The organism is Christiangramia sediminis (genome assembly GCF_020552705.1).
Taxonomy (GTDB): Bacteria; Bacteroidota; Bacteroidia; order Flavobacteriales; family Flavobacteriaceae; genus Christiangramia; species Christiangramia sediminis.
In genome coordinates this window covers 282,193-307,172 of sequence record NZ_JAJBZG010000002.1, presented here as the reverse complement: position 1 = coordinate 307,172, position 24,980 = coordinate 282,193, and the positions used below count along the sequence as shown (strand labels likewise).

The 24,980-nt window shown below is 37.9% G+C and carries 23 protein-coding genes; 10 read left to right on the top strand and 13 right to left on the bottom strand.

Annotation, left to right across the window (positions count from 1 at the left end; translation table 11 throughout):
* Positions 1-111: 111 nt before the first annotated feature.
* The 7 genes from LGQ90_RS05690 to LGQ90_RS05660 form a co-directional block, all read right to left on the bottom strand.
* The gene (locus LGQ90_RS05690) at positions 112-486 is read right to left on the bottom strand and encodes a diacylglycerol kinase (RefSeq protein ID WP_229339071.1); all 375 of its coding nucleotides are present in this window, start codon (positions 484-486) and stop codon (positions 112-114) included.
* On the bottom strand, positions 486-986 hold the full coding sequence (gene tpx, locus LGQ90_RS05685) for a thiol peroxidase (protein ID WP_229339069.1): 501 nt from the start codon (positions 984-986) through the stop codon (positions 486-488). The genes LGQ90_RS05690 and tpx overlap by 1 nt, the downstream gene beginning before the upstream one ends.
* A gap of 124 nt (positions 987-1,110) precedes the next feature.
* Complete coding sequence (locus LGQ90_RS05680) at positions 1,111-1,359, bottom strand: DUF6952 family protein (RefSeq protein ID WP_229339067.1); 249 nt, start codon at positions 1,357-1,359, stop codon at positions 1,111-1,113.
* Positions 1,340-1,654: a thioredoxin family protein gene (locus tag LGQ90_RS05675; protein WP_229339065.1), complete on the bottom strand. Its 315-nt coding sequence runs from the start codon at positions 1,652-1,654 to the stop codon at positions 1,340-1,342. The genes LGQ90_RS05680 and LGQ90_RS05675 overlap by 20 nt, the downstream gene beginning before the upstream one ends.
* Positions 1,655-1,691: 37 nt before the next feature.
* On the bottom strand, positions 1,692-2,330 hold the full coding sequence (locus LGQ90_RS05670; protein WP_229339063.1) for a peroxiredoxin: 639 nt from the start codon (positions 2,328-2,330) through the stop codon (positions 1,692-1,694).
* Positions 2,331-2,532: 202 nt separating this feature from the next.
* On the bottom strand, positions 2,533-4,005 hold the full coding sequence (gene nhaC, locus LGQ90_RS05665) for a Na+/H+ antiporter NhaC (protein WP_229339061.1): 1,473 nt from the start codon (positions 4,003-4,005) through the stop codon (positions 2,533-2,535).
* A 158-nt stretch (positions 4,006-4,163) separates the two neighbouring features.
* Positions 4,164-5,378: an aminotransferase class I/II-fold pyridoxal phosphate-dependent enzyme gene (locus LGQ90_RS05660; RefSeq protein ID WP_229339059.1), complete on the bottom strand. Its 1,215-nt coding sequence runs from the start codon at positions 5,376-5,378 to the stop codon at positions 4,164-4,166.
* A 155-nt stretch (positions 5,379-5,533) separates the two neighbouring features.
* On the opposite strand from LGQ90_RS05660, the gene LGQ90_RS05655 reads away from it, so the two are divergent.
* Positions 5,534-5,992, top strand: coding sequence for an Lrp/AsnC family transcriptional regulator (locus tag LGQ90_RS05655; RefSeq protein WP_229339057.1), 459 nt, complete (start codon positions 5,534-5,536; stop codon positions 5,990-5,992).
* A gap of 151 nt (positions 5,993-6,143) precedes the next feature.
* Positions 6,144-7,547, top strand: a complete 1,404-nt coding sequence (gene lpdA / locus LGQ90_RS05650; RefSeq protein WP_229339055.1) for a dihydrolipoyl dehydrogenase — start codon at positions 6,144-6,146, stop codon at positions 7,545-7,547.
* Between the two features lie 44 nt (positions 7,548-7,591).
* Here the strand turns inward: lpdA and LGQ90_RS05645 are convergent, their stop codons facing one another.
* Complete coding sequence (locus tag LGQ90_RS05645; protein WP_229339053.1) at positions 7,592-8,305, bottom strand: LytR/AlgR family response regulator transcription factor; 714 nt, start codon at positions 8,303-8,305, stop codon at positions 7,592-7,594.
* A complete protein-coding gene (locus tag LGQ90_RS05640) occupies positions 8,295-9,374 on the bottom strand; it encodes a sensor histidine kinase (RefSeq protein ID WP_229339051.1) in 1,080 nt (359 codons plus the stop codon). The genes LGQ90_RS05645 and LGQ90_RS05640 overlap by 11 nt, the downstream gene beginning before the upstream one ends.
* Positions 9,375-9,564: 190 nt before the next feature.
* Between LGQ90_RS05640 and LGQ90_RS05635 the strand changes: the two genes are divergently transcribed.
* Entirely contained in the window at positions 9,565-10,002 is a 438-nt protein-coding gene (locus LGQ90_RS05635) for a hypothetical protein (protein ID WP_229339050.1), read from the top strand.
* 218 nt (positions 10,003-10,220) lie between these two features.
* On the opposite strand, the gene LGQ90_RS05630 is transcribed toward LGQ90_RS05635, so the two are convergent.
* From LGQ90_RS05630 to LGQ90_RS05620, 3 genes are all read right to left on the bottom strand, one after another.
* A complete protein-coding gene (locus tag LGQ90_RS05630) occupies positions 10,221-11,045 on the bottom strand; it encodes a hypothetical protein (RefSeq protein WP_229339048.1) in 825 nt (274 codons plus the stop codon).
* Between the two features lie 527 nt (positions 11,046-11,572).
* A complete protein-coding gene (locus LGQ90_RS05625) occupies positions 11,573-12,916 on the bottom strand; it encodes a DEAD/DEAH box helicase (protein ID WP_229339045.1) in 1,344 nt (447 codons plus the stop codon).
* A 72-nt stretch (positions 12,917-12,988) separates the two neighbouring features.
* Positions 12,989-13,867 (bottom strand): aldose 1-epimerase family protein, encoded by an 879-nt coding sequence (locus tag LGQ90_RS05620; RefSeq protein ID WP_229339044.1) that lies wholly within the window; start codon positions 13,865-13,867, stop codon positions 12,989-12,991.
* Positions 13,868-13,969: 102 nt separating this feature from the next.
* Here LGQ90_RS05620 and LGQ90_RS05615 point away from each other — a divergent pair, with 102 nt between their 5' ends.
* The 7 genes from LGQ90_RS05615 to LGQ90_RS05585 all read left to right on the top strand — a co-directional run bounded on the left by LGQ90_RS05615 (position 13,970) and on the right by LGQ90_RS05585 (position 23,876).
* Positions 13,970-14,506: an NADPH-dependent FMN reductase gene (locus LGQ90_RS05615; RefSeq protein ID WP_229339042.1), complete on the top strand. Its 537-nt coding sequence runs from the start codon at positions 13,970-13,972 to the stop codon at positions 14,504-14,506.
* A complete protein-coding gene (gene pabB / locus LGQ90_RS05610) occupies positions 14,507-15,799 on the top strand; it encodes an aminodeoxychorismate synthase component I (RefSeq protein ID WP_229339040.1) in 1,293 nt (430 codons plus the stop codon).
* Positions 15,800-15,889: 90 nt separating this feature from the next.
* Complete coding sequence (tilS, locus tag LGQ90_RS05605; RefSeq protein ID WP_229339038.1) at positions 15,890-17,203, top strand: tRNA lysidine(34) synthetase TilS; 1,314 nt, start codon at positions 15,890-15,892, stop codon at positions 17,201-17,203.
* Between the two features lie 303 nt (positions 17,204-17,506).
* A complete protein-coding gene (locus tag LGQ90_RS05600) occupies positions 17,507-19,360 on the top strand; it encodes a CocE/NonD family hydrolase (protein ID WP_229339036.1) in 1,854 nt (617 codons plus the stop codon).
* Between the two features lie 4 nt (positions 19,361-19,364).
* The gene (locus tag LGQ90_RS05595; RefSeq protein ID WP_229339034.1) at positions 19,365-21,185 is read left to right on the top strand and encodes a DUF885 domain-containing protein; all 1,821 of its coding nucleotides are present in this window, start codon (positions 19,365-19,367) and stop codon (positions 21,183-21,185) included.
* 6 nt (positions 21,186-21,191) lie between these two features.
* Complete coding sequence (locus LGQ90_RS05590; RefSeq protein WP_229339032.1) at positions 21,192-22,190, top strand: aldose epimerase family protein; 999 nt, start codon at positions 21,192-21,194, stop codon at positions 22,188-22,190.
* 36 nt (positions 22,191-22,226) lie between these two features.
* A complete protein-coding gene (locus tag LGQ90_RS05585) occupies positions 22,227-23,876 on the top strand; it encodes a solute:sodium symporter family transporter (protein ID WP_229339030.1) in 1,650 nt (549 codons plus the stop codon).
* Between the two features lie 63 nt (positions 23,877-23,939).
* Here the strand turns inward: LGQ90_RS05585 and LGQ90_RS05580 are convergent, their stop codons facing one another.
* Positions 23,940-24,980, bottom strand: coding sequence for a UDP-glucose--hexose-1-phosphate uridylyltransferase (locus LGQ90_RS05580; protein ID WP_229339028.1), 1,041 nt, complete (start codon positions 24,978-24,980; stop codon positions 23,940-23,942).

Genomic DNA, 24,980 nt, shown 5'->3' with positions numbered 1-24,980 from the left:
CAAAAATACAAATTAGCCTTTTCCAAATTAAGGAAAAAAATCTTCAATTTTAAAACTTGCCTGTTTTATAGGTTTTAGACTATAAATGAAAACTTTAATATATAGGATTTATTATTTACCGGGATTAAATATATAGGGTAAGTAAATGAAACCAGCAATTATTACAGCAATTAGTGCTGATATAAATACTGCTCCGGCTGCCACATCTTTGATATGACCTATTTTATTATGAAAATCTGGATGGACAAAATCTGCCATGGCTTCAATAGCAGTGTTCAGGCCTTCTGTAGACATAACCAGACCAATAGCCAGGAACTGAAATATCCATTCTGTTCTGGAGATCCCAAAAAACCATCCGGCAATGCACACCAGGATAGAAATCACAAATTGAACCTGGATACTGGGTTCATGCTTAAGCAGAAGCCAGGCTCCTTTGATCGCATATCCTCCTCCTCTGATTCTTTTTCCGAGGAAACTGTTCTTCATTATAATAATGTTTTCAAAGCGGCAAGATAATCCGGTTCATCTTCAATTCTTGAAACCTGTTGTGAGTGAATTACATGGCCATTTTCGTCCAGTACCACGACAGCTCTTGAAAGAAGTCCTTCAAAAGCTCCGTCTAGCATTTCCACACCATAGTCCTTTCCAAAATTTCTATCTCTAAAATCTGAAAGATTAGTCACATTTTTTAGTTCCTCATCACTCACGAACCTTTGTTGCGCGAATGGAAGATCTCTGGAGATACACAGAACTACGGTATTTTTTAATTCTGATGCTTTCTTGTTGAAATTGCGGACAGAAGTTGCACAAACCCCCGTATCTATACTGGGGAAAATATTCATCACCACTCTTTTACCTTTAAAATCTTCTAAAGTCCCAATAGATAAATCTGACTTAATCAGTTCAAAATGAGGTGCTTTTTCGTCCATCGAAGGTAAATTACCATAGGTAGTTACTTTTTCTCCGCCAAGTTCAATCTTTGCCATGCTATTTTTTTATTTGAAATATAAATTTAGAAGATTGTCTTTGGGTTATTACTAAAATTATCATAAAACAATAAGGGCTGTTTCCTAATGAAAACAGCCCTTGTGAATTGATTTGTAAGATTATCTATTTGTCTATAGAACCTAAGACTTTCTTTACAAAGTTATTTGCAGCATCCCTTTCCGGAACACCATCTTTTATCATTTTATGAACTTCTACAGCTCCACAAAGATTGGTAAGCAGTTCACCTATCACGTCCATTTCCTCTTCAGAGACTGAACGATGTTCGGTGAAATTTTCAAGAACTTCAATCGTGTTTTGAAGCTTTACCTCATCATTGTTTTTCTGCAGATGTCTAATTACTGGTAACTTCATCTACTAAGCTTTTTAATTGGTCAAACTTGTTCGTCTGAACCTGATTCTTAAAACTTCCATTTTTGAAAGTAGCAAAGGTAGGCAGGTTATCAACTTTAGCCAGTTTTCTTGATTCCGGAAACTTTTCCGCATCAACAAATATAAACTGAGCATTTTCGTTCTCAGAAGCCAGTTTTTTAAACTTTGGCTTCATCAACCTGCAGTTTCCACACCATCCGGCCATATACTGGACCACTACGGTATCATTACTTTCAACTAATTCGCTTAAGTTATCCTGATCTAATTCCTTAATCATAGCAATTTTTTTAAGTTCTTACTTCAGTTCTAACTTCTTAGTTAAGGCTTAAGTAAGATGCAACTCCATCGCGATTTGCATTCATTGCTTCTTTACCTTCTTCCCAGTTTGCCGGGCAAACCTCTCCTTTTTCCTGAACATGCGTGTAAGCATCTATCAATCTTAGGAATTCGTTTACATTTCTTCCAAGTGGCATATGATTGATACCTTCATGAAATACAGTTCCTTCTTCATCGATAAGGTAAGTAGCTCTATAAGTTACATTATCACCTTCAAGAGTGATCGCTCCTGTTTCGTCATCATAAGTCTCACTCATAATGTCCAGGATATCAAGTCTTGAACTTAGGTTACGGTTAGAATCTGCAAGGATCGGGTATTTTACACCTTCAATACCACCATTATCTTTTGGAGTATTTAACCATGCAAAATGTACCTCTGGAGTATCACAGGAAGCTCCGATCACCATCACATTTCTTTTTTCAAACTCTTCCATAGCATTTTGAAAAGCGTGAAGTTCTGTAGGGCAAACAAAGGTGAAATCTTTCGGGTACCAGAAAAGCAATACTTTCTTGTTGTTTTTCTGAGCTTCTTCCAAAACATTTAATTTGAAAGTATCTCCCATTTCGTTCATTGCGTCAACGCTAAGATTTGGAAATTTTTTTCCTACTAAAGCCATATTATAATTTTATTTTTAATTAAACTTTTTTCTTTTCTACACCGCAAATTTACTATCTAAGCATGTATTTGAAAGCCTGAAAAATTTTAAAATTTTATTGTTTAATAGGGCTTATCTATTGATTTCAATTAACGCAATAGTATGACTCTATAATTATCAAATTATCAGTAAATTAACTTCAGAATTATCGTAATTGTAAGTTTTATTTTTCGGAAAGCATTTTAATTTTTATTCCCACCGCCGCGAATAACAATGTCATAAACGGGCTTAGGTAATTAAAGAAGGCATAGCCGGCATAAGATAAAACCGGTACACCCAGAACACCACTGTGATAAGCCCCACAGGTATTCCAGGGAACTAAAACTGAAGTTACCGTACCCGAATCCTCCAGACTACGGCTTAAGTTTTCAGGAGCAAGTCCTTTATCTTTATAGGCTTTGTCGAACATTTTACCAGGAACAACAATCGCCAGGTATTGATCTGAAGCAGTTACATTCAATGCTAAACAGCTAAATACGGTACTGGCAAATAATCCAAAGGTAGTATGGAACATATTAAGCAGGGCCTTGCTAATTCTGGCTAAGGCACCAATAGCTTCCATAATTCCACCAAAGACCATCGCGCAAATAATCAGCCAGATCGTGCCCAGCATCCCCGCCATTCCGCTGGAAGCAAAAAGATCGTTCAGGGCTTCAGAATCGGTTTCAACAGCAGTATCTACGGTGATCGCATTCATAATCCCTTTATACCCACTTATGAAGTTGAGATCATCCATTCCGCTCACCGCAAGCACGATGTTCGGTTGAACAATCAAAGCTGCTACTGCTCCCATTAAGGTTCCAATTAACAATGCCACCAAAGGAGAAGTTTTCCTAACGATTAAAAATATAACCACTACCGGCACGAGAAAAAGCCATGGAGTAATAGTAAAGGAACTTTCAATAGAATTTAAAATAGCTGAAGTATCTGTAGATCCACTGGTATCAAGATTTAATCCTATAATGATAAATGCGATCAAAGTAATTGTGATGGTAGGCACCGTAGTTAAGGCCATGTACTTTATATGCGTGAAAAGATCGGTGCCGGCCATGGCAGGGGCAAGGTTGGTGGTATCACTTAAAGGAGACATTTTATCTCCAAAATAAGCTCCGGAAAGTATAGCACCGGCGGTCATTCCCAAAGAAATCCCCAGGGCGTCGGCAATCCCGATAAGAGCAATACCTACCGTGGCTGAAGTGGTCCAACTACTACCTGTAGCCACAGAAATTACCGAACAGATGATCACACAGGCTGCAAGAAAGATTGTGGGATTTAATATTTGTAGACCATAATAGATCATGGTAGGGATAATTCCACTAATAAGCCAGGTTCCTGCAAGTGCTCCCACCATTAATAATATCAGGATAGCGCCTGCGGTACTTTGGATATTTTTAGCAACCTCATCTATCATGAAGTCAAATTTCACTTTATTGAAATATCCAACAATCGCTGCAACTCCACCTCCTAATAATAAGATGAATTGATTGGATCCACTAAGTGCGTCGTCGCCAAAAACAAAAACATTAAATGCAAGCATCCCAATTAGGGCAAAAACTGGAATTAAAGCTTCCCAGATATTAAGCTCTCTGTTTTCAATTACAGGTTCATTTTCAGGATTCGCAGTAGAGTTTTCCATTAAGCTTAAGTTCTTTATATGCGGTAAAAATAAAGCCTCAGGGTATACCTGAAAATTATCAGATCTACCCTGAGGCTTATGATTTTAAAACCGGTCGTTAATATTGATCATTTTTTCTGAACGTAATTTTACGACTTTCGGCTTAATCCTGCAAAATTTTAGACCATTTCAGTATCCAGAACTCCTACTTTTATCATACATTCTTTCATCATTTCATATGTTCTTGCAATATCGTTATCCAAACCAATGGAAAAACGGATCAATCCATCGCTTAAGCCCATTTCATTCTGCTCTTCTATAGGAATTTCAGATGAAGTAGAAGTTCCCGGTGCGCTGAACAGGGTTTTATAGAATCCTAAACTTACTGCCAGGTATCCAAGATTTTTTTCCTGCATTAACTCCATAAGTTCATTGGCCTTGTCCAGAGAACCAACATCAATGGTCAGCATTCCGCCAAATCCATAAGACTCATTCATCATTTTCCTGAAAGTATCGTGGCCGGGATGAGATTCCAGTCCAGGATATACCGTTTTAAATCCATCTTCTTGAAATTTTTTGGCCAGAAACATGGCGTTATGACTGTGCTGTTTCATTCTAATATGAAGGGTTCTAAGATTCTTCAAAATTGAAGCTGCTCTAAAACTATCCATGGTTGGCCCCAATAACATGGCCGCCCCGTCATTCACATTCCTAAGATCATTGATGAATTCTTTAGTTCCACAAATTACTCCACTAACCGTATCACTGCTGCCATTGATGAATTTAGTAAGACTATGAATCACCACGTCTGCTCCCAACTTTTGTGGAGTGATAGACAGAGGAGAAAATGTATTGTCTATTACAAGCTTAAGACCATGAACCTTCGAAATTCTGCTTAGAGATTCAAGGTCGGCAATTTCCAGTAGAGGATTGCTTACAGATTCGCAGTAGATCACTTTCGTATTTTTCTGAACCGCAGCTTCTACCATTTCAGGTTTAGTAATATCAACAAATGTGGTTGCTATCCCAAACTTAGGCGCTAAATTCTTCAGAAAAGCATAGGTGCCCCCATAAACAGTTCTGCTACATACGATATGATCTCCGGCATTACATAATTGCATTAATGTTGCTGTGATCGCACCCATTCCTGATGCTGTAACATTCGCCGTCTCAGTTCCTTCCATTGCTGCCAGGGCTTCGCCTAAATATAGGTTTGAAGGGGAAGAATGCCGTGAATATAAATAACAACCTTCTGCATTTCCTTCGAAAGTATCGAACATGGTCTTTGCGGAAAGAAATGTATAAGTTGAAGAGTCAGAAATTGAAGGATTCACTCCTCCAAATTCCCCAAAATATTGTAGATCCTGAATACGATCTGCCGGTTTGTATTTCATGATGTTTGATTTAATATATCAAAGTTGAATAAGATTAGTTTTAAAAACAATGATACTGGTCAATTATGGTAAATAAATCTGCTTTAAATCTAAAATTTAGAATTAAATTCTATTTTTAGGATAAATTTCATTGATTTGATGAAAATTAGTAACCTATGAAAATTGATCAACTTGATAAGAAAATCCTGAATCATCTACAGCAGGATAGTAAAAAGACCAATAAAGAGATTTCGAACGATCTGGGACTTTCGGTAACCGCGGTATATGAAAGGATTCGGAAATTGGAAAGGGCAGGAGTGATCAAAAATTATGTTGCTCTGCTGGATCCTGAAAAAATTGAAAAGGCTTTTATGGTGCTTTGCCAGATAAAACTTATTCAGCATAAAAAAGATTTCCTAAATAAATTTGAAAGAGAAGTTACCAGTCTTCCCGAAGTAATAGAATGTCTTCATGTAAGTGGAGATTTTGACTATATCCTGAAAGTTCTGGTGAAAGATATGGATGCCTACCGGGAATTTCTGGTTACAAAATTAACTACGCTGGATCATATAGGAAGTACCAAAAGTATCTTTACGATCAATAAAGTAAAGCAAAGTACGCTGATTAGTCTTTAGTTATTAGTTCGTGACTTTTTAAATAAATTTTTTTACGAGGCAGTGAAATTTTATTTTCTACGAACCACGAACTACGAACTCAGTATTGGTCATTGTGGAGAATAGTCGTACTTTTACGACCAATTTTTGAAAAACAAAAAAACTTACAATTATGAGTACATATGATGTTGCAGTTATAGGATCAGGACCCGGTGGATATGTAGCCGCCATTCGTTGCGCCCAACTGGGTATGAAAACTGCAATCATAGAGAAATACTCCACTCTTGGAGGAACCTGCCTTAATGTTGGTTGTATCCCAAGTAAGGCGCTTTTGGATTCTTCTCACCATTATCATGATGCCCTTAAACATTTTGAAGAACACGGAATAGAAATTCCGGGAGAAGTGAAATTGAACCTTGAAAAAATGATGGAGCGTAAATCTTCTGTGGTAAGTCAGACTTGCGACGGAGTAAAGTTCCTCATGGATAAGAATAAGATCGATGTGATTGAAGGTGTTGGATCTTTTAAAGATAAAACCCATGTCAATATCGAAAAGGATGGAGAAACTCAAACCATCGAAGCAAAGAAGATCATTATCGCTACCGGTTCCAAGCCGGCTAACCTTCCATTTATCGAATTAGATAAGGAAAGAGTCATCACTTCTACAGAAGCTCTTACGCTTAAAGAAGTACCAAAACATATGATCGTGATTGGTGGTGGAGTTATTGGATTAGAACTGGGACAGGTGTATCGCCGTCTTGGTGCTGAGGTTACTGTAGTTGAGTTCATGGATAGAATTATCCCGACTATGGATAGCGCACTTTCTAAAGAACTTCAGAAAGTATTGAAGAAGCAGGGAGTTAAATTCCATACCAGTACCAAAGTGAAGTCGGTAGAGAGAAATGGAGATGAAATCATTATAAAAGCAGATGATAAGAAGGATAAGGAGATCGAACTAAAAGGTGATTACTGTCTAGTTTCAGTAGGACGTCGTCCTTATACTGATGGATTGAATGCCGATGCCGCAGGAGTAGAACTGGATGATAAGGGAAGAGTGAAAGTGAACGATCACTTACAAACCAATGTAGAGAATATCTATGCGATAGGAGATGTGGTTCGTGGAGCCATGCTTGCGCATAAAGCGGAAGAAGAAGGTTCTATGGTTGCTGAATTGATCGCCGGGCAAAAACCTCATATCGATTATAACCTAATCCCAGGGGTTGTTTATACCTGGCCTGAAGTTGCTGCGGTTGGAAAAACTGAAGAGCAGTTGAAGGAAGAAGGTGTGAAATATAAGGAAGGAAAATTCCCTATGCGTGCACTTGGCCGTTCCAGAGCCAGTGGAGACATTGACGGACTTGTTAAGATTCTTGCAGACGAAAAGACCGATGAGGTTCTTGGAGTTCATATGATTGGTGCCAGAACTGCCGATCTTATTGCGGAAGCTGTTACCGCTATGGAATTTAGAGCATCTGCGGAAGATATCGCAAGAATGAGCCATGCTCACCCAACTTATGCTGAAGCGGTAAAAGAAGCTGCCTTAGCCGCTACTGAAAACAGGGCATTGCATATATAATTAGAAAATATTTATTTAAAAAGCCTCGCTCTTGCGGGGCTTTTTTATTGAAATTTCTCCAGCCCTTGGATCACCTGTTCTTTATAGGTCCGGCTTATGGGAATTGATTTATTCTGAATGATCACCTCTTCGTTAGAGTAAGATTCTATTTTGTCAATAGCAATAATAAAAGACCGATGAATTCTAAGAAATTTATCCTGTGGAAGTTTCATCTCAATGGACGAAATTGTTTCGCGAGTGACTTTTGTACCGTCGGTGATTTCGATTTTCAGGTAATCACTTAAACTTTCTATCCAGAGAATTTTGTCAAAATCTATCTTATGCATTTTCCGGTCGATCTTCACAAAAATAAAATCACCCGAACTTTCATTTTGAATCTCTTCTGTCTTTCGGCTTAAAAGAACTTCCTGAAAATTATTTACGGCATCGAGTAAGCGGTCGAAAGAAATTGGTTTTAAAAGATAATCTACTGCGTGCAGATCGAAGCCTTCTATAGCATATTCCCGGTATGCGGTAGTAAAAATGATCCTGATGTTCTTATTGATTGATTTTGCAAATGAAATTCCTGAAATACCGGGCATATTGATATCTAAAAAAATAAGATCAGTTTTGTTAGCGTTGATCATATTAAATGCTTCGGTGGAATTTCTGCACCGGCCAATGATCTCGATCTTAGCTATTTTTGAAAGATGATTCTCCAGAATATCCAAAGCTACCGGTTCGTCATCAACAATAATACATCTTATTTTATCTAACATCGGCAGGCATTTTTGCAGTGTTTACTTTTAAATTAACACTAAAATATTCTTTTTCATCCTCAATACGCAGTTCATAATTTTTACCGTAAAGAAGATTCAATCTGCGTCGGATGTTTTCAAGCCCAATTCCCTCCGCTATAGTATATTCACAGCTTGGCTTCACCGAATTTATAATTTTGAAATCGAGTTGTTTATTTTCCAGTTTTATACAGATCGATATTTTAAGTTTTCCATCATTACCTTTTCCATGTTTAAAACTATTCTCTACAAAAGGTAAAAGCAACATGGGGGCTAATTCAATATCAGAAGGAATTTGGTCAGATTTAAATTCAATTTCCAATGCATCCTGAAAGCGTTTTTTCTCCAAATCAATATAATTACGAATGTGATTGATTTCCTCCTCAAGCTTTACCGATGGTTTTGTGGTCTGGTAAAGGATATAGTCCAGAAGATCAGAAAGTTGAAGGATCATTTCAGGTGTTTTCTCATTTTTTGACAAACTAAGACCATAGATCGTATTGAGCGTATTGAAAAGAAAGTGTGGATGTATCTGCATTTTTAAATACTGAAGTTCCTGATCTTTCAATTTTAGCTGAGCTTCAAGTATCCGATTTTTTAATTCTTCATTTTTAGCGGTAGCGGAATAATTATTTTTCAGAAGGCTGAATGCCGAAGCGATCGCCACCACCAGGTAAATAGTTATAATTATAAAGAACAGGCTTTTAGAGATGGGAAAGTTGGCATTCCATTGAAGTTCCAGGGCAATTACAAAACCATAAAAAGCAGATAGAATGATAAAAATAGAGGAAATGACCAGAGTATAAAGGGTAAACAACCCGAATTTAAAATAATGTTTCGGCAGTAAATACTTAGGGATCAAATGGTATAGGAAAGTATAGGTGGTAGCTATGGTAACTGGCAGGAAGAATAATGAAAATATGATTTTTGAATAGATATCTGCTCCCTCTATTCCAAGGAAAAAACTGAAAAAGATCACTACTATCAACCACAATACGAGATGGGTTAGACTGCGTTTAACAAGTCCTGTTATCCTTTTTCCTTTTTTCATCAAGTACTAAAAATGCGACTAAATATTAAATACTGAAAACTTTTACGACAGATAACCAAATTAGAAAGGTAGAAAACATGGCGAGCCAATATTTGTAATAAACCCTGCATAATCTGCAGTTCATCGCAAATCTTAAAATACCTTGCATTAAACATATAGTTTTGAGGTATTAACCACTAAAAAAACACTTATGATTTCATTTTTTATTTATCTGGCACAACGACAGGGTTTTTTCGGGCAACTGTATTCAAGAATTCAGGAGGGAGGGCCTTTCTCTATGACCATAATTATACTGTTATTTTTCTTAATGATCTTTTTTATTGTGAGAGCCGGTATGAAATTGAGAACATCCTCTCATGTTTTTAAAAAGGCGGTTTATCTTGTGAATCAGGTAGCATTACTGGCGTTGATAATTGGATTATTCAGCCAGTTAATCGTACTTATTGGTGTTTTCGATGCTTTTGAATCTTTAGGAGATGTAAACCCAAGCCTGTTTGCTGGCGGTTTAAAACTTACATTATTACCACCTGTTTTTGGAGGTTTCACCTTTATTATTGGCAGAATAGCAACTTTTATTCTGAATTGGGTAAGAAATGCCGAACTGGATAAAGTTGATATGAAGGCATAGATTTCATCTAAAAATTAGTCTTGACCAAGTTTAGAAATAATGACATTCAATTGAATCTATTCTAAACTAATGCCTGGGGGCTTTCCCCGAGGATTATTTACTTTTCATATTTGCGAAAACTTATAATCATTTGGAAGGAGTAAAACGACTGGGATCTTTATTAACAATAAGAAATCTACTTATATGTTATAGCTATGGTATAAACCAAATTTTCCAAATCACCGGGCAGGGCTAAGTACGATTGGTTCCGGACTTTCTGGTGGCGTGATATCCAAGGGTTCTGAAGAAGATTCCGGAACTGGTGCATTAGAAAACAGGGCTAAGTTCATTTCTGCTATTTCTATAGCATTCCTTATTCGTATAGTAACTCTCGGAAGGTCTGAACTTGAACCGTCATTTCTCGCTGTGACATCGATCACATCAAAAGCTACAATGCCCAGATTATCCCCCTGAAGATTCCCTTCGATAGGATCGTAATTTATAGATATATCACTATCATATACCACCGCATATACAGTCTCACCTTCCAGCATTTTTAATCCGGCTGCCCTTAACGGAGTCACATTTGGTATTTCATCAAGTAAGACTTCCCGATCGTCACCTGGAGCGCCCAGACCCGGCCCCGGTGTGAGGTAATTTTGCAGTCCGTTACTGGTAGGTCCTGTAGTGATCCAACTATCTGGAATAGATTTTAGTGCAAACCAAGCTTCATCTCCAACCTGACCTGAATAAAGATCGATAACCCGGCCAATATTATCCTGAAAATATTTCAAGGTTTGTCTTTGACCAATATCAGCAATATTATCATTAACGTCTGTTTCTGAAAAATTATTAGGTTCATTACCGTTATCAATGGCATCTTCATCAATCAAAAGGAATACAATTTCCGAATTATCAAATGCATCTCCATTTTCTTCATTGGGTTCCCCGTCGTCTCCATTTCTATTATTGTCATCATCTGAACAAGATGAAAAACTTAGAAATAATATGGCATTCAAAAGAAAAAATGCTAAAAGTCTGGATCTAATTATGTGAGCCTTCATACTTCATGATATAAAATTATTTTTTTGAATATAATATATCTCAATCAAACCATTAAAATAATATAAATATCTGATAATCAGTGTAATTTAAATTTGTTTTGAAAATAATTAAGAAATAGGAAGAATCTGAGATTTCTCATATGAATTCTCAAAAATACTTTATAATCAGGTAGACCTACAATTTTAAAATTTATGATTTTCGTATATGATCTTTTATTACTTTTATTCAGTTAATTCTAATTATAGAAATCATGGCAAAAGAAAAATCGCCTTCTAAGAATTCGGCTAAGAAAGAGCCGGTTTTGAGTTTGAAAGAAAAAAGAGCTGCTAAAGCTGCGAAGAAGAAAAATAGAAGTTAAGAAAACCAGAATCTCTTAATCTTTCTATTGTCATTTCGAAGAAGTGTAACGACTGAGAAATCTCGGTCGATGGAGATTTCTCCCTTCGGTCGAAATGACAAAAATATTTAAGATTCAATTACAAATTGTTTTTTAAAAACAAAAAGGAGCGCTTTGGCGCTCCTTTTTCTATTTTTTCCTTCTTCGATTGGCGTTCTTGTCGCCTCGAGTTTTAGGCTTCTTATATTTTTGGGCGATCTCCCTTCTATAAGATCCACCAAGATTTACTTTCTTATTCTTGTCCTTTTTCTCATGAAACGCAGGACCAGCCTCATCGGTAACAGAATTAGGATTATTGATCTCAATAGCCCTGGGCTTTTCTTCAGGGATTAATTCTGTAGCTATTTCAACTTCTTCCGGAAGTTCATATTTTGGAACTTCCATTTTCATTAATTCTTCAATCGCATCCAGGTATTCCTGTTCATTTTCCGTGGTAAATAATAAGGAATGACCTTTTTTCTCGGCACGTCCCGTTCTACCAATTCTATGCATATAGTTCTCAGGATATTGAGGCGTATCAAAATTCACCACATGTGAAACGTTCTCAATATCCAGACCACGCGCCATTACATCTGTAGCGATCAAAACTCTCGATTCACCTTCCCCAAAATCACTTACACTCTTCAATCTGTAATTCTGGCTTTTCCCGGTATGTACAAGACTCGTTTCCCCCGGAAACTCCTCTCCTAAATTTTCATAAAGTCTGTCTGCAATTCGTTTATCTCCAATAAAGATGAGGACCTTATGATAGGTTTCAGTATCTGCCAGTAAATGTTTTAATAAGTTAGCTTTTGTATAGAAATTAGGGATCTTATACCCGCGCTGATCAATATTTTCTAAAGGCGTACCGCTTACAGCTACTGAAATCTTTTCAGGAGATTTAAAATTTGCGTTGATCATTTCTTCAACAGTTTCAGTCATCGTTGCCGAGAACATGATGCTTTGCCTGTTTTTCGGAAGCAATTCAATAATATTATTCACCTGGAATTTAAATCCAAGATCCAACATCACATCCACTTCATCGATCACAAATTTCTGGATAGACTTCAACTGAACGGCTCTTCTCAGTACAAGATCATACAGCCTCCTGGGAGTAGCTACAACAATGTCCAGACCCTGCATGAGATCCTGGTGTTGCGTATTAATATTCACTCCACCATAAACTCCAGCAACTCTTAGATTGATATACTTTGCCAGTTTTTCGATCTCTTCTACTACCTGAACCACCAACTCTCTGGTTGGGACCATAATGAGAATACGCGGATTCTTTTGTTCAGAATATTTCAGCATTCTTAGTAAAGGCAATAGGTAGGCGAAAGTTTTTCCCGTTCCCGTTTGGGCAATTCCAACCACATCTCTCCCAGACATGATAGATGAGAATGCCTGTTCCTGTATAGGAGTGGGAGTCTGAAAATTCAGATCTTCCAGGGCATTGCGTAACGGAGTGTTTAAATTTAGGTCCTGAAAACTCAAAGTGCGAAGTTTAATTTTGCGCAAAGGTACGGCATGAAACTCAAAGTTTTACCTGATTTTAGCAAGTAAAACTTAAACGATGTTTATGCTGTAGTCTGCATCGAATTCATTTTCAGGCTCAAGTTTGATGATTCCTTCTTTATTTTTCAGGTTTTGATCGGTGCCTTCAATATCTGCTATCCCCAGCCAGGGCTCGATACAAACATAGGGAGCCCCAGGTTTAGCCCAAATTCCCAGGTTTTTGAAATCTTTATATGTTACTGAAAGGATCTTTCCATTTTTCCTGCTTATAAGATCAACTTTTTTAGACTTGATATTTTTGAAAATAAACGCGTCTTTATTAAAAATGTTTTCAGTTAGCTGAATTTTATTCTCATTATTCAGAACACTTTTGGTCTTTGAACTAACCAGTCCTTCTTCATTTAATACATAGGTTTCAAGATCCATTTTCTTATCAAATACCAGGGCATAGTCCTCGATCTTCTCTTTTTCAAAATGCTGAATATTGAAGGCAGGATGGCCGCCTAAAGAGAAATATATCGGTTTCTCGTCCAGGTTGATCACATGATGATTTACTTCAATCGATTTTTTGTTCAGAGTAAAAGCTATCCTGAAATCAAATTTGAAAGGATACATCTGTAAGGTCTCTTCAGAATATAAAAGTTCAAAAACAAGTTGAAGCTCAGTCCTCTCTTTTAAGCGTATGTTCTCATTGTGGCGGATAAATCCGTGTTTTGGGATCTTATACTCTTCTCCTTCAAATCTATATTTCCCGTCTTTTAGAACCCCAATTACCGGGAACAGGTTAGGACCATGACTATCCCAAATTTCAGGATCTGCCTGCCAGATATATTCTTTATGGTTCTCTTTATTCAGAATACTGCAGAGTTCCGCTCCGGTCTCTTTTACTGTGATCTTCAGAAATTCATTTTCTATGGAATATTTTTTCAAAACAGATAATTTTTGAATAAAGTTACAAAACCACGGAGAGTCGGGAAAGGCTAATGTTTCTGGCTAAAATATTTTAGGTATTTTTAGACGAAAATTGAACCGATGCAAAAAGTACTGGCCTTCGCAGGCTCTAATAGTAGCACCTCTATAAATCAGCAATTACTGGATCATTTAGTGGGAAGGATACAGGGACACAAGATCAAGGAAGTTAAACTTACCGATTATCCGTTGCCTATTTATAGCGCCGACCTTGAAAAAAATGAGGGATTTCCCATAAATGCTACGATCATCAAAAATTTAATCGCCGAAAGTGATGCTTTGGTGATAGCGGTAAATGAGCATAATGGAGCACCTTCGGCTTTTTTTAAGAATATAATCGACTGGCTTTCGCGAGTGAACAGGAATTTTTTAGAGGGTAAGCAAATCCTTCTAATAAGTACTTCTCCCGGAAAACGAGGCGCTAGTTCTTCGCTGGAATACACGAAAAATATCTTTGGCCGGTTCGGTGGTGAGGTGATAGAAAGTTTTAGTCTGCCATCGTTTAAAGATAATTTCGAGGAAGGCAAGGTGACAAACGAAGTTCTGGATATGGGAATTGAAGATGTGCTTACTACCTTTGCGCATCAAATTCAAAGTTAAGTGCGTACTTCCAGAGTATTTTCAGTTAAAGAGTCAAAAAAGTTAAAAGAACAGCTACTGGCCTGGGGCAGACAGTTTCAGGAAATCGCCTGGCTGGACAGTAATGAATATGATTCAAAAACCGGGGAATATGAGGCTATTCTGGCGGTGGAAGCTTTTACGGCGATTAAAACCGATCACTTAAATGCTTTTGATAAACTGAAAGAATACCAGGAAACCACGGCCGACTGGATCTTTGGTTATCTAAGCTATGACCTAAAAAATGATGTGGAACGTCTGAAATCTTCAAATTTCGACGGACTTCATTTTCCGGATCTTTATTTCTTTCAGCCTCAAAAAATAATATTCATTAAGGAAGATCAGATCGAGTTTCATTATTTGAGAATGATAGATGATGAAATTGAAGATGATTTTGAAGATATCCAGAATTATGATCTCAAATCTGATGAAGAGCATACGCCGGTAAAGGTTGAAGCCAGAATATCGAAGCAGGAATACCTGGATAAGATTGGCTTGATGCTGAACCACATTTATCGCGGAGATATTTATGAAGCCAACTTTTGCCAGGAATTTTATGCTGAAAATGTGCAAATTGATCCTTTTAATATTTACCGGTCTCTCAATGAAATTTCGACTCCCCCTTTTGCAGCCTATCTTAAATTAGAGAATGTGAATCTTATTTCTGCTTCGCCTGAAAGATATTTAAGAAAAAGAGGCAGCGAACTCTTATCTCAACCAATAAAGGGCACCGCGCGAAGAGCAGAAGATATTGAGGAAGATCGAAAAATAGCATCAGAACTTGCCAAAGATCCAAAAGAACAGTCTGAGAATGTGATGATCGTAGATCTGGTGAGAAATGATCTGTCCAGGATCGCTAAAAAGGGTAGTGTAAAAGTAGATGAACTTTGTAAGGTTTATACTTTTAAACAGGTTCACCAGTTAGTTTCCAGTGTAACCGCTGAAATTGCAGATGATATTCCACCGGTGGAAGCTTTAAGAACCAGTTTTCCCATGGGTAGTATGACGGGAGCCCCGAAAATTTCAGCCATGAAGATCATAGAGGAACTGGAAGAATCCAAACGTGGGTTATATAGCGGAGCTGTAGGTTATTTTACTCCAGATGGTGATTTCGATTTTAATGTGGTGATAAGAAGTATTCTTTATAATTCAGAAAATAACTATTTGTCCTTTTCTGTAGGGGGTGCTATCACCGCAAAATCTGATCCTGAAAAGGAATATGAGGAGTGCCTGTTAAAGGCAAAAGCGATGCGGGAAGTTCTTGCCGCATTATAAATAATTCAGTTTTCCTCTTTTCTCCTAAGCATAAAAAAGTCCCTCCCTGTGGAGAGGATTTAGGAGGGGCCTTCGTATATTTGGGAAACAATGGAAAAAACCTTCAAGAATCTCGTAAAAACTGACTATCCCTATTTATGCGGAAGTAAGTTGTTGCTTGCAGTTAGCGGGGGCGTAGATAGTGTAGTACTGGCTCATTTGTGCCATTCAGCGAAACTGGATTTCGCCATTGCCCATTGTAATTTCAATTTGAGGGGAGAAGAAAGTGACGGGGATGAGAAATTCGTAGTTGATCTGGCCGACTCCCTGGAGGTAGATGTTTATACGGAAAGTTTCGATACCTTGAAATTTGCGGAAAATCATGGTATTTCCGTTCAAATGGCGGCGAGAGATCTGCGTTATGAGTGGTTCTCTGAACTTAGTAGTTCTGTACAGTTCGATTATACGCTTACGGCGCATCACGCCAACGATAATCTGGAAACATTTCTTATCAATCTTATTCGTGGAACCGGACCTGAAGGCTTAACCGGAATCAAAAAAGAAAAAAACGAGGTCGTGAGGCCACTTCTTCCTTTTACGCGAAGTCAGATTGAAAATTTCGCCAGGAAGAAGAATTATAAATGGAGGGAAGACAGCAGTAATGCTTCAGATAAATATATGCGGAATAAGATCAGGCATCAGATAGTCCCTGTGATGGAAGAGATTAATCCGCAATTGCTGGATAGTTTTTCAAAAACTCAGGATCATCTTCAGGAAAGCCTGGACCTGGTAGAAGATTATATGAGTCTGCTCTATCCAAAACTTGTTCAGAAAGATAAATATGGATACTCGCTGGATATTGATTTTCTTAAAAAGGTGCCTCATCAAAAACAGATCCTGTATCAGTTATTGAAATCATTTGGCTTTACAGAGTGGGATGATGTTTATGATCTTATGCATGCACAAACGGGGAAAATGGTACTTTCAGATTCCCATCGTCTTATCAAAGACCGTAAGAAATTGTTGTTGACGGAACATAATGAAAAAACCGGGAACAAGGAATATCGCCTGGATAGGGAAGAAGACCTGGTGATGATCCCGGGAATGGGATCATTTCATATGAGTGAAGTTGATAAAATAGGGCAAACTTCTCAAAGTTGCATTTATGTACCGGAGCGAAAACTTAAATTTCCACTAGTGATAAGAAAATGGAAAAAAGGTGATTTTTTCTATCCTTTCGGGATGAATGGCAAAAAAAAGCTGAGTGATTTCTTTAAAGATGAGAAATTTTCTTTGCCGGAAAAAGAACATACCTGGATACTTTGTTCAGATAAAGAAATTGTTTGGATCATTAATCATCGCGCCGATAATCGTTTTGCCGTTGACAAATCTGATTCTAAGATCCTGAAGATCTGTATTACGTAGAGATTTAAAGAACAATGCGTGGTTGTCATTTCGACGAAGCATAGCGAAGGAGAAATATCCTGTTTAAGTGTTAATCTAAAGAGAATTTCTTGCTTTTCAGCATCTGTTCCAGGCCCTGAAATAAATGCTGAGTTAGTTTGATTTTTACTATTGCCACTAATGCACGAATATATTTTTGACCTTTTTAATGCATTCCGAGCCTTTATTTAACGCATAAATTATAGTATTGAGCTTTAACCTCTATTTTCCTTTAGGTTTAATGGGCTAATTTCTATCTTTAGAAACTTTAAATAAAATCCCAAAATGAAAATCTTCAAAAACCCCCTGTTCGCAATACTTTTTCTATTTGTGATGAATCCGGTTTTAGGCCAAACTGAATCGGAATTTGATGTTAAGAAAAATTATAATAAAATGGAAGTAGACATACCGATGCGGGATGGCACCAAACTGCATACTACCATTTATTCTCCGAAAGATACTTCGCAGGAATATCCCATCTTAATGCAAAGAACTCCTTATAGTTCCAGACCTTATGGAGTGGATCAGTTTCGCTCAAAGATCGGCCCTAATGAGATCATGATGAAAGAAGGGAATATCATTGTTTACCAGGATGTTCGCGGTAGATGGATGAGTGAAGGAAAATATGATAATATGCGGGCTTATATTCCGAATAAAAAAGGAAAAGAGGTAGATGAAGCCAGCGATACTTACGACACGATAGAGTGGTTGATCAATAATGTTGAAAATAATAATGGGAGAGTCGGCACCTGGGGAATTTCGTACCCCGGATTCTATGCCACTTACTCTTTGTTGAGCGGACATCCCGCGCTAAAAGCAGCATCTCCGCAGGCTAGTATTGGTGATTTCTTTTTTGACGATTTTCATCATAATGGAGCCTATCTTTTAAGTTACTGGAGAGCTACCGCCGTTTTTGGATATCAGCACGATAAACCAACAGATTCTGCCTGGTACGATTTTCCAAAACTGGGAACTGAAGATCAATACCAGTTCTTTTTGGATAATGGCCCTTTGAGTAATCTTGATGAATATTACAAGGAAGATAATGAGTTCTGGCAGCAATTGAAAGATCATCCTAATTATGATGATTTCTGGCAAAAGCGGGGAATTGTTCAGCATATGAAAGACATCAAGCCTGCAGTGCTAATTGTTGGCGGATTATTTGATGCTGAAGATCTTTATGGGCCTTTCGCGATCTACAAAAGTATAGAAGAGAACAGCGATAATTATAATTCTATTGTTTTTGGTCCCTGGAGTCATGGGGACTGGGCCAGAGAATCTGGTAGACAGGCTGTAGGGAATGTATATTTTGGTGATAGTATTTCTACTCATTTTCAGAGAGATTATGAAACCGAATTCTTTAATCATTTTCTGAAAAAGAAAACCAAAGATGCCTTGAAGCTTGCTGAAGCTCACATTTACGACACCGGGCTTAGAAAATGGAACGATTATACGGAATGGCCTCCGAAGAATACTAATACTAAAACCTGGTATCTGGGAGATGATCAGAAATTCACTGAGGAACCTACCGAAAATAAGGAGGAATTTATAAGTGATCCCGAAAAACCGGTTTCCTATAACAATGAGATCAAAATGGTATTTACTCCGCGTGAGTATATGACGGGGGATCAGCGTTTTGCAGCCAGAAGACCCGATGTACTGGTCTTTGAAACTGAAGTTCTGGAAGAAGACATGAAGATTTCCGGACCACTTGAGGCAATGCTGAAAGTTGCTACTACCGGAACTGCCGCAGACTGGGTAGTGAAAGTAATAGATGTGTATCCTCCAGATGCGAAGAATTACGAAGAAACCATGCCGCATCTTAAAATGAGCAATTATCATATGATGGTGAGAAGTGAGGTGATGCGCGGAAGGTTTAGAGATAGTTTTGAAGATCCCCAGGCTTTTGAAGCTAATAAAAAGACCGATGTGAATATCAAATTACAGGGAATAAATCATACTTTTAAAAAAGGCCATAAACTTCAGGTGCAAATTCAAAGTACCTGGTTTCCTTTGATAGATAGAAATCCGCAAACCTATGTGGATAATATTTTCGAAGCGGAAGAAGAAGATTTTCAGAAGCAGACACATACCGTTTATGGAGATTCAGCAATTAAATTTTCTGTATTAGAAGAATAGAATTATGAAATTTAGAAACAATATTTTATTGATCTTATTCGGGGCGATAATGATTTCCTGTGGAGAGGAGAAAAAAGAAGGAAGTTATTCTTCTGAAGAAAAGCAAAAAGCTTCAGCTGAGCTAAATAATTACTTCGATAAAGAGTTTCAAAAAGAGATCGATGAGTCGCCTATGTTGCAAACCCGAATGGGAATGAAGACCGATTACGGCAAATGGGATGATTTTTCCAACCTTAAATATGCGGAAGACCTCGAGCAGGCAAAAACCCGTTTAGACTATCTTGATAAAGTAAATACGGAAGCTTTAGACGAGGAGACCAAATTAAGTTATGAGCTTTTCCGAAGACAGGTAAAAAATGAAATTGACGATTACGATTTTAGATTTTATGATTACCCTATTGAGCAGATGCATGGTTTGCATGCTGAGTTACCTGCCTTTTTGATCAATATGCACCGTGTTGATTCCATTTCAGACGCCAGGGCTTATATTTCGAGGCTGGTGGGGCTTGAAAAAGTAATGTCGAATATTATTGAGCAATTGAAGTTAAGAGAACAGAATGGTGTTATTCCGCCAAAATTTGTTTTCGACAGAACTTTGGACGCTTCCAGAAATATCGTAAAGGGTAAACCATTTACGAATTCTGCGGAAGCAAGTACTTTAATGGAAGACTTTAACTCCAAGGTCGAAAAGCTTGAAATTTCAAAAGAACAAAAAACCAGGCTTATTGGGGAAGCCGAAACTGCCCTGGTAGATCATGTTCAGCCTGCTTATAAGAGCCTGGTGGATTTTCTGGAAAATCAGCAAAAGAGAGCTACAGAAGATGCCGGGGTTTGGAAATTTCCTAAAGGAGAAGAATATTATAATAATGCCCTGCAAAGAGTTACCACCACAAATCTTACGGCAGATGAGATCCATGAGATCGGTTTGAGCGAAGTTGCCAGGATTCATGGTGAAATGGAAAAGATCATGGAAGAAGTTGGTTTTGAAGGCTCGTTAGATGATTTCTTCGAATTTATGAAGACCGATGAGCAATTCTATTACGAAAATACTGAAGAGGGAAAAGCCGCTTATTTAACAGAAGCGAAGAATATCATCAATACCATGAACGCAGAGCTTCCTAAGCTTTTTAATACCATGCCCGAAGCTGATATTGTCGTAAAAGCCGTGGAGCCTTTCCGTGAAAAAAGTGCCGGAAAAGCCTTTTATCAGCAGCCTGCCATAGATGGTTCAAGACCTGGTACTTATTACGCCAATTTATATGATATGGCCGCCATGCCTAAATATGAAATGGAAGCACTGGCATACCATGAAGGAATTCCTGGACACCATATGCAGATAGCCATCGCTCAGGAACTGGATAGCATCCCCGAGTTTAGAAAATTCAGTTTTTATACCGCCTATGTGGAAGGTTGGGGATTATACAGCGAGTATATTCCTAAAGAGATAGGATTTTATGAAGATCCGTATTCAGACTTTGGAAGACTTGCCATGGAGTTATGGAGATCCTGCCGACTTGTTGTTGACACAGGAATACATGCAAAGAAATGGACCAGACAGGAGGGAATAGATTATTATAAAGAAAATACTCCTGCAGCTGAAAGTGCCTGCGTAAAAATGGTGGAAAGACATATTGTAATGCCGGGACAGGCAACAGCTTATAAAATTGGGATGAACAAGATCCTGGATCTTAGAGAAAAGACTAAGGAACAATTAGGAGATAATTTTGATATTAAAGAATTCCATGATGTAGTACTTACAGATGGAGCTTTACCACTTACGGTTTTAGAATCCAGAGTAGACTCCTGGGTCAAATCAAAAAAATAAATAAATTTGAGCGACATCCAAAAATCTGATCTAAAGGTCATAGACCTTGTTAATTCGAATAAAAGTCGGTTACAGATACTTAATTATGGTGCTACTATCTTCAGTTTTAAGATGTACAATAAAAATGAGGAATTCATTAATCTAATTGTGGGACCAATGCAAGCTGAAGATTATTTAACTCAGACTTATCGTGAGGAGAATAAGTGCTTCGGTGCAACTATAGGTAGATTTGCAGGCAGGATCGCTAACGGCAAATTCAAAATTGAGGACGATGAATATGCACTATACCAACAAGAGGAAAGAGTGCATTTACACGGAGGTGAATTTGGATTTCAATATAAATTATGGGAAGTAGACAAGGTGAAAGAAGGAGAAAATCCTTCAGTAACACTTTCACATACAAGTGAACATATGGAAGAGGGTTATCCTGGCAGGCTTCAGGTGAAAGCGAAATATACTCTTACTGAAACTGATGAAATAAAAGTTTTCTACACTGCAAAAACAGATAAAGACACGATCGTTAACCTAACCAATCATTCCTATTTTAATTTGAATGGTGGAGGAAGTGTGAGTGATCACTTTATGCAGGTAAATGCGTCTAAAATACTGGAATTGGATGAAAAGAACCTTCCCACGGGAAATCTTACCAAGTTAAAAAAAAGTCCTAAAGACTATAGGGAAAATACATTACTTGGGAACAGGGAGCTTGATGATGTTTTCGTGCTGGATGTTATGGAGAATGAGGTGCAAGCGCAGCTTTTTTCATCATTAAGCGGAGTAAAGATGAAGTTGAGTAGCAATCAGTCAGTTCTGGTTGTTTATTCTCCGGAAACGTTACCAGATACCTGGACATATTTAAGTGAAATGGATAGGAAATTTCCGGCCGTGGCTTTGGAAGCTCAGAATTACCCTGATGCTCCAAATTTTAGAAATTTTCCCTCAAGCTTATTAAAGCCCGGAGAATTGTACGAAAACAATATCACTTTTGCTTTTTCTGTAAAATAATAATTCTATATTTAACCGGAAATTTAAGATAACATTATGATTGGAATTCTATCGTTTGTTGGGTTTACAGCCCTGGTTGCTGTAATTGCCTATTTTGCAACCAGGAAAACTGATGAATCTACCAGCGACGGTTATTTTTTAGGAGGTAGAAGTCTTACTGCCGGAGTAATTGCCGGTTCTTTATTACTTACCAATCTATCTACCGAACAGATTGTTGGTTTGAATGGAAGTTCATATGCAAATGGCCTTTCTGTAATGGCCTGGGAAACTTTAGCCGCTATAGCCATTGTGGTGACCGCAATTTTCCTGTTACCAAGATATCTTAAAGGAGGCCTTACCACAGTGCCTCAGTTTTTAGCCGAACGTTACGATGTTACTACTAAAACATTAACCTCTGCTTTGTTCTTAACAGGGTATGTCGTGGTGCTTTTACCAATTATCCTTTATTCCGGTTCTGTTGCTATAAGCGGGATGTTCGATGTTCCAGCCTTGCTGAATGTTTCAGATGATGCTGCGATCAAGATCTGTGTTTGGGGAATTGGAATTGTAGGTTCTATATATGCTGTATTTGGCGGACTTAAAGCAGTAGCAGTTTCGGATAGTATTAACGCAATTGGTCTTTTAATTGGAGGTATCCTGGTTCCTATTTTCGGTTTGATAATTATTGGAGATGGTGATTTTTTTGGAGGGATAACTACCTTGATGGAAACAAATCCGGAGAAGTTCCAGTCTATGGGTGATGAAACCAGTCCGGTTCCTTTTCATACTTTATTTACAGGGATGATGCTGGTACAATTATTTTATTGGGGAACAAACCAGCAAATTATACAACGAGCACTAGCCGCAAAGAATTTAAAAGAAGGTCAGAAGGGATTAATGCTGGCTTCTTTCATAAAAATATTAGGACCGCTTATCGTAGTTCTTCCGGGTATCATCGCATTCCATATTTTTGGTGCAGACCTGGAGAATGCAGATGAAGCTTATCCATTACTTGTGAATAGAGTATTGCCAAGCTACCTGATAGGATTCTTCGCAGCGGTTATTTTCGGGGCTATTTTGAGTTCTTTTAATAGTGTCCTTAACAGTTCGGTGACCCTATTCGGGATCGATATCTACAAGCAGCATATCAATAAAGACGCTAATGAAAAAACGGTAGTTAAATACGGGAAAATCTTCGGAACCTTTTTAGCGATAGCAGCGATGTTTATTGCTCCTTTTATTGCAAATGCCGGTAGTTTATTTGCCTATTTACAGGAAGTTAATGGTATTTATAGTATTCCAATTCTTACCATTATAGTAGTTGGATATCTAACAAAATATGTTCCGGCTATTGCTGCCAAAATCGGACTTTTGTCAGGATCGGTATTATACATTATCAGCCAGTTTTTCCTTCAACCATATTTTCAGGCAGAAGCTGTGGCAGATGCTGAGCTAAATGGAGTAACGGGAGTTGCTGAGTTAGCGGCTATAGAGGCAAGCGCCTATCCTCATTTTCTAGATGTTATGGCTATATTATTTGCTTTGAATGTCGCGATCATGCTTGTAATCGGTAAGATCTGGCCAAGGAAAACTCCTTATTTACAGGAGCATACCAAGCAGGTTGATATTACACCATGGAGATTTGTAAAACCTGTAGGAATAGGAATAATAGTTATAGTAGTGGGTATTTACGCTTATTTCGCATAAAGAATCCAATTATATATAATAATAAAGTAAAGCCGGGAGACATATCTTCCGGCTTTTTTTATGTCATTTATTGAAATAGTGAATTGAAGAAAGTTCATTCAGCCTTTTTGCTGCCTCTTCTGCAGTGATATCCCGCTGAGGTCCCGCAAACATCTCGTAACCCACCATAAATTTTTTAACGCTTGCTGAACGTAGCAGAGGAGGGTAAAAACTCATATGAAAATGCCATTCAGGATAGTCTTTTCCATTCGTTGGAGCCTGATGAATCCCTGAGGAATAAGGAAACGAAGTTTCAAATAAATTATCGTATTTAATGGTCAGTTTCTTTATAATTTCAGCATATGCTTTCTCTTCGGCCTCACTTAACTGACCAATATGCTGAAAATGTCTTTTCGGGATGATCATCGCTTCGAAAGGCCAGACTGCCCAATAGGGGATAAGACTTACAAAATGCTCATTTTCATCCAGGATCCTTTCACCGGCTTCCAATTCCTGTTCTAAATAATCTGATAAAAGGCTATGCTTATTTTTATTCCAGTATTCCCTGAATTTAGCTGACTTTTTCAGCACTTCAGTAGGTACAGATGACTGAGACCAAATTTGCCCGTGTGGATGTGGATTACTACAGCCCATGATCGCTCCTTTATTCTCAAAGATCTGCACATAATTGATGTCTTTTTCTGAACCTAATTCCAGATATTCATTTTTCCAAATTTTGATCACCTGCGTAATATCATCAACTTCCATAAGAGGAAGGGTTAGCGAATGATCGGGTGAAAAACAAACAACCTTACAGATCCCTTTCTCACTTTCAGCTTTTAATAATCCCTCCTGAAAATCGATCTCCGGAGAATCAGGAAGTAAGGAGGAAAAATCATTTACGAAGGAATATGGCTCCCTGTAGTCGGGATTGGTGTCTCCGCTGGCGCGTGTGTTTCCGGGACATAGGTAACATGTGGCATCGTAAGTTTCTTTTTTTAAAGCTTTACTATTCTCGGTTTTTCCCTGCCAGGGTCGATTGGTTCTGTGTGGCGAAACCAGGATCCATTCACCGGTTAAAATGTTATATCTTCTATGTGGAGTATTATTTAGTTCGGTATTCAT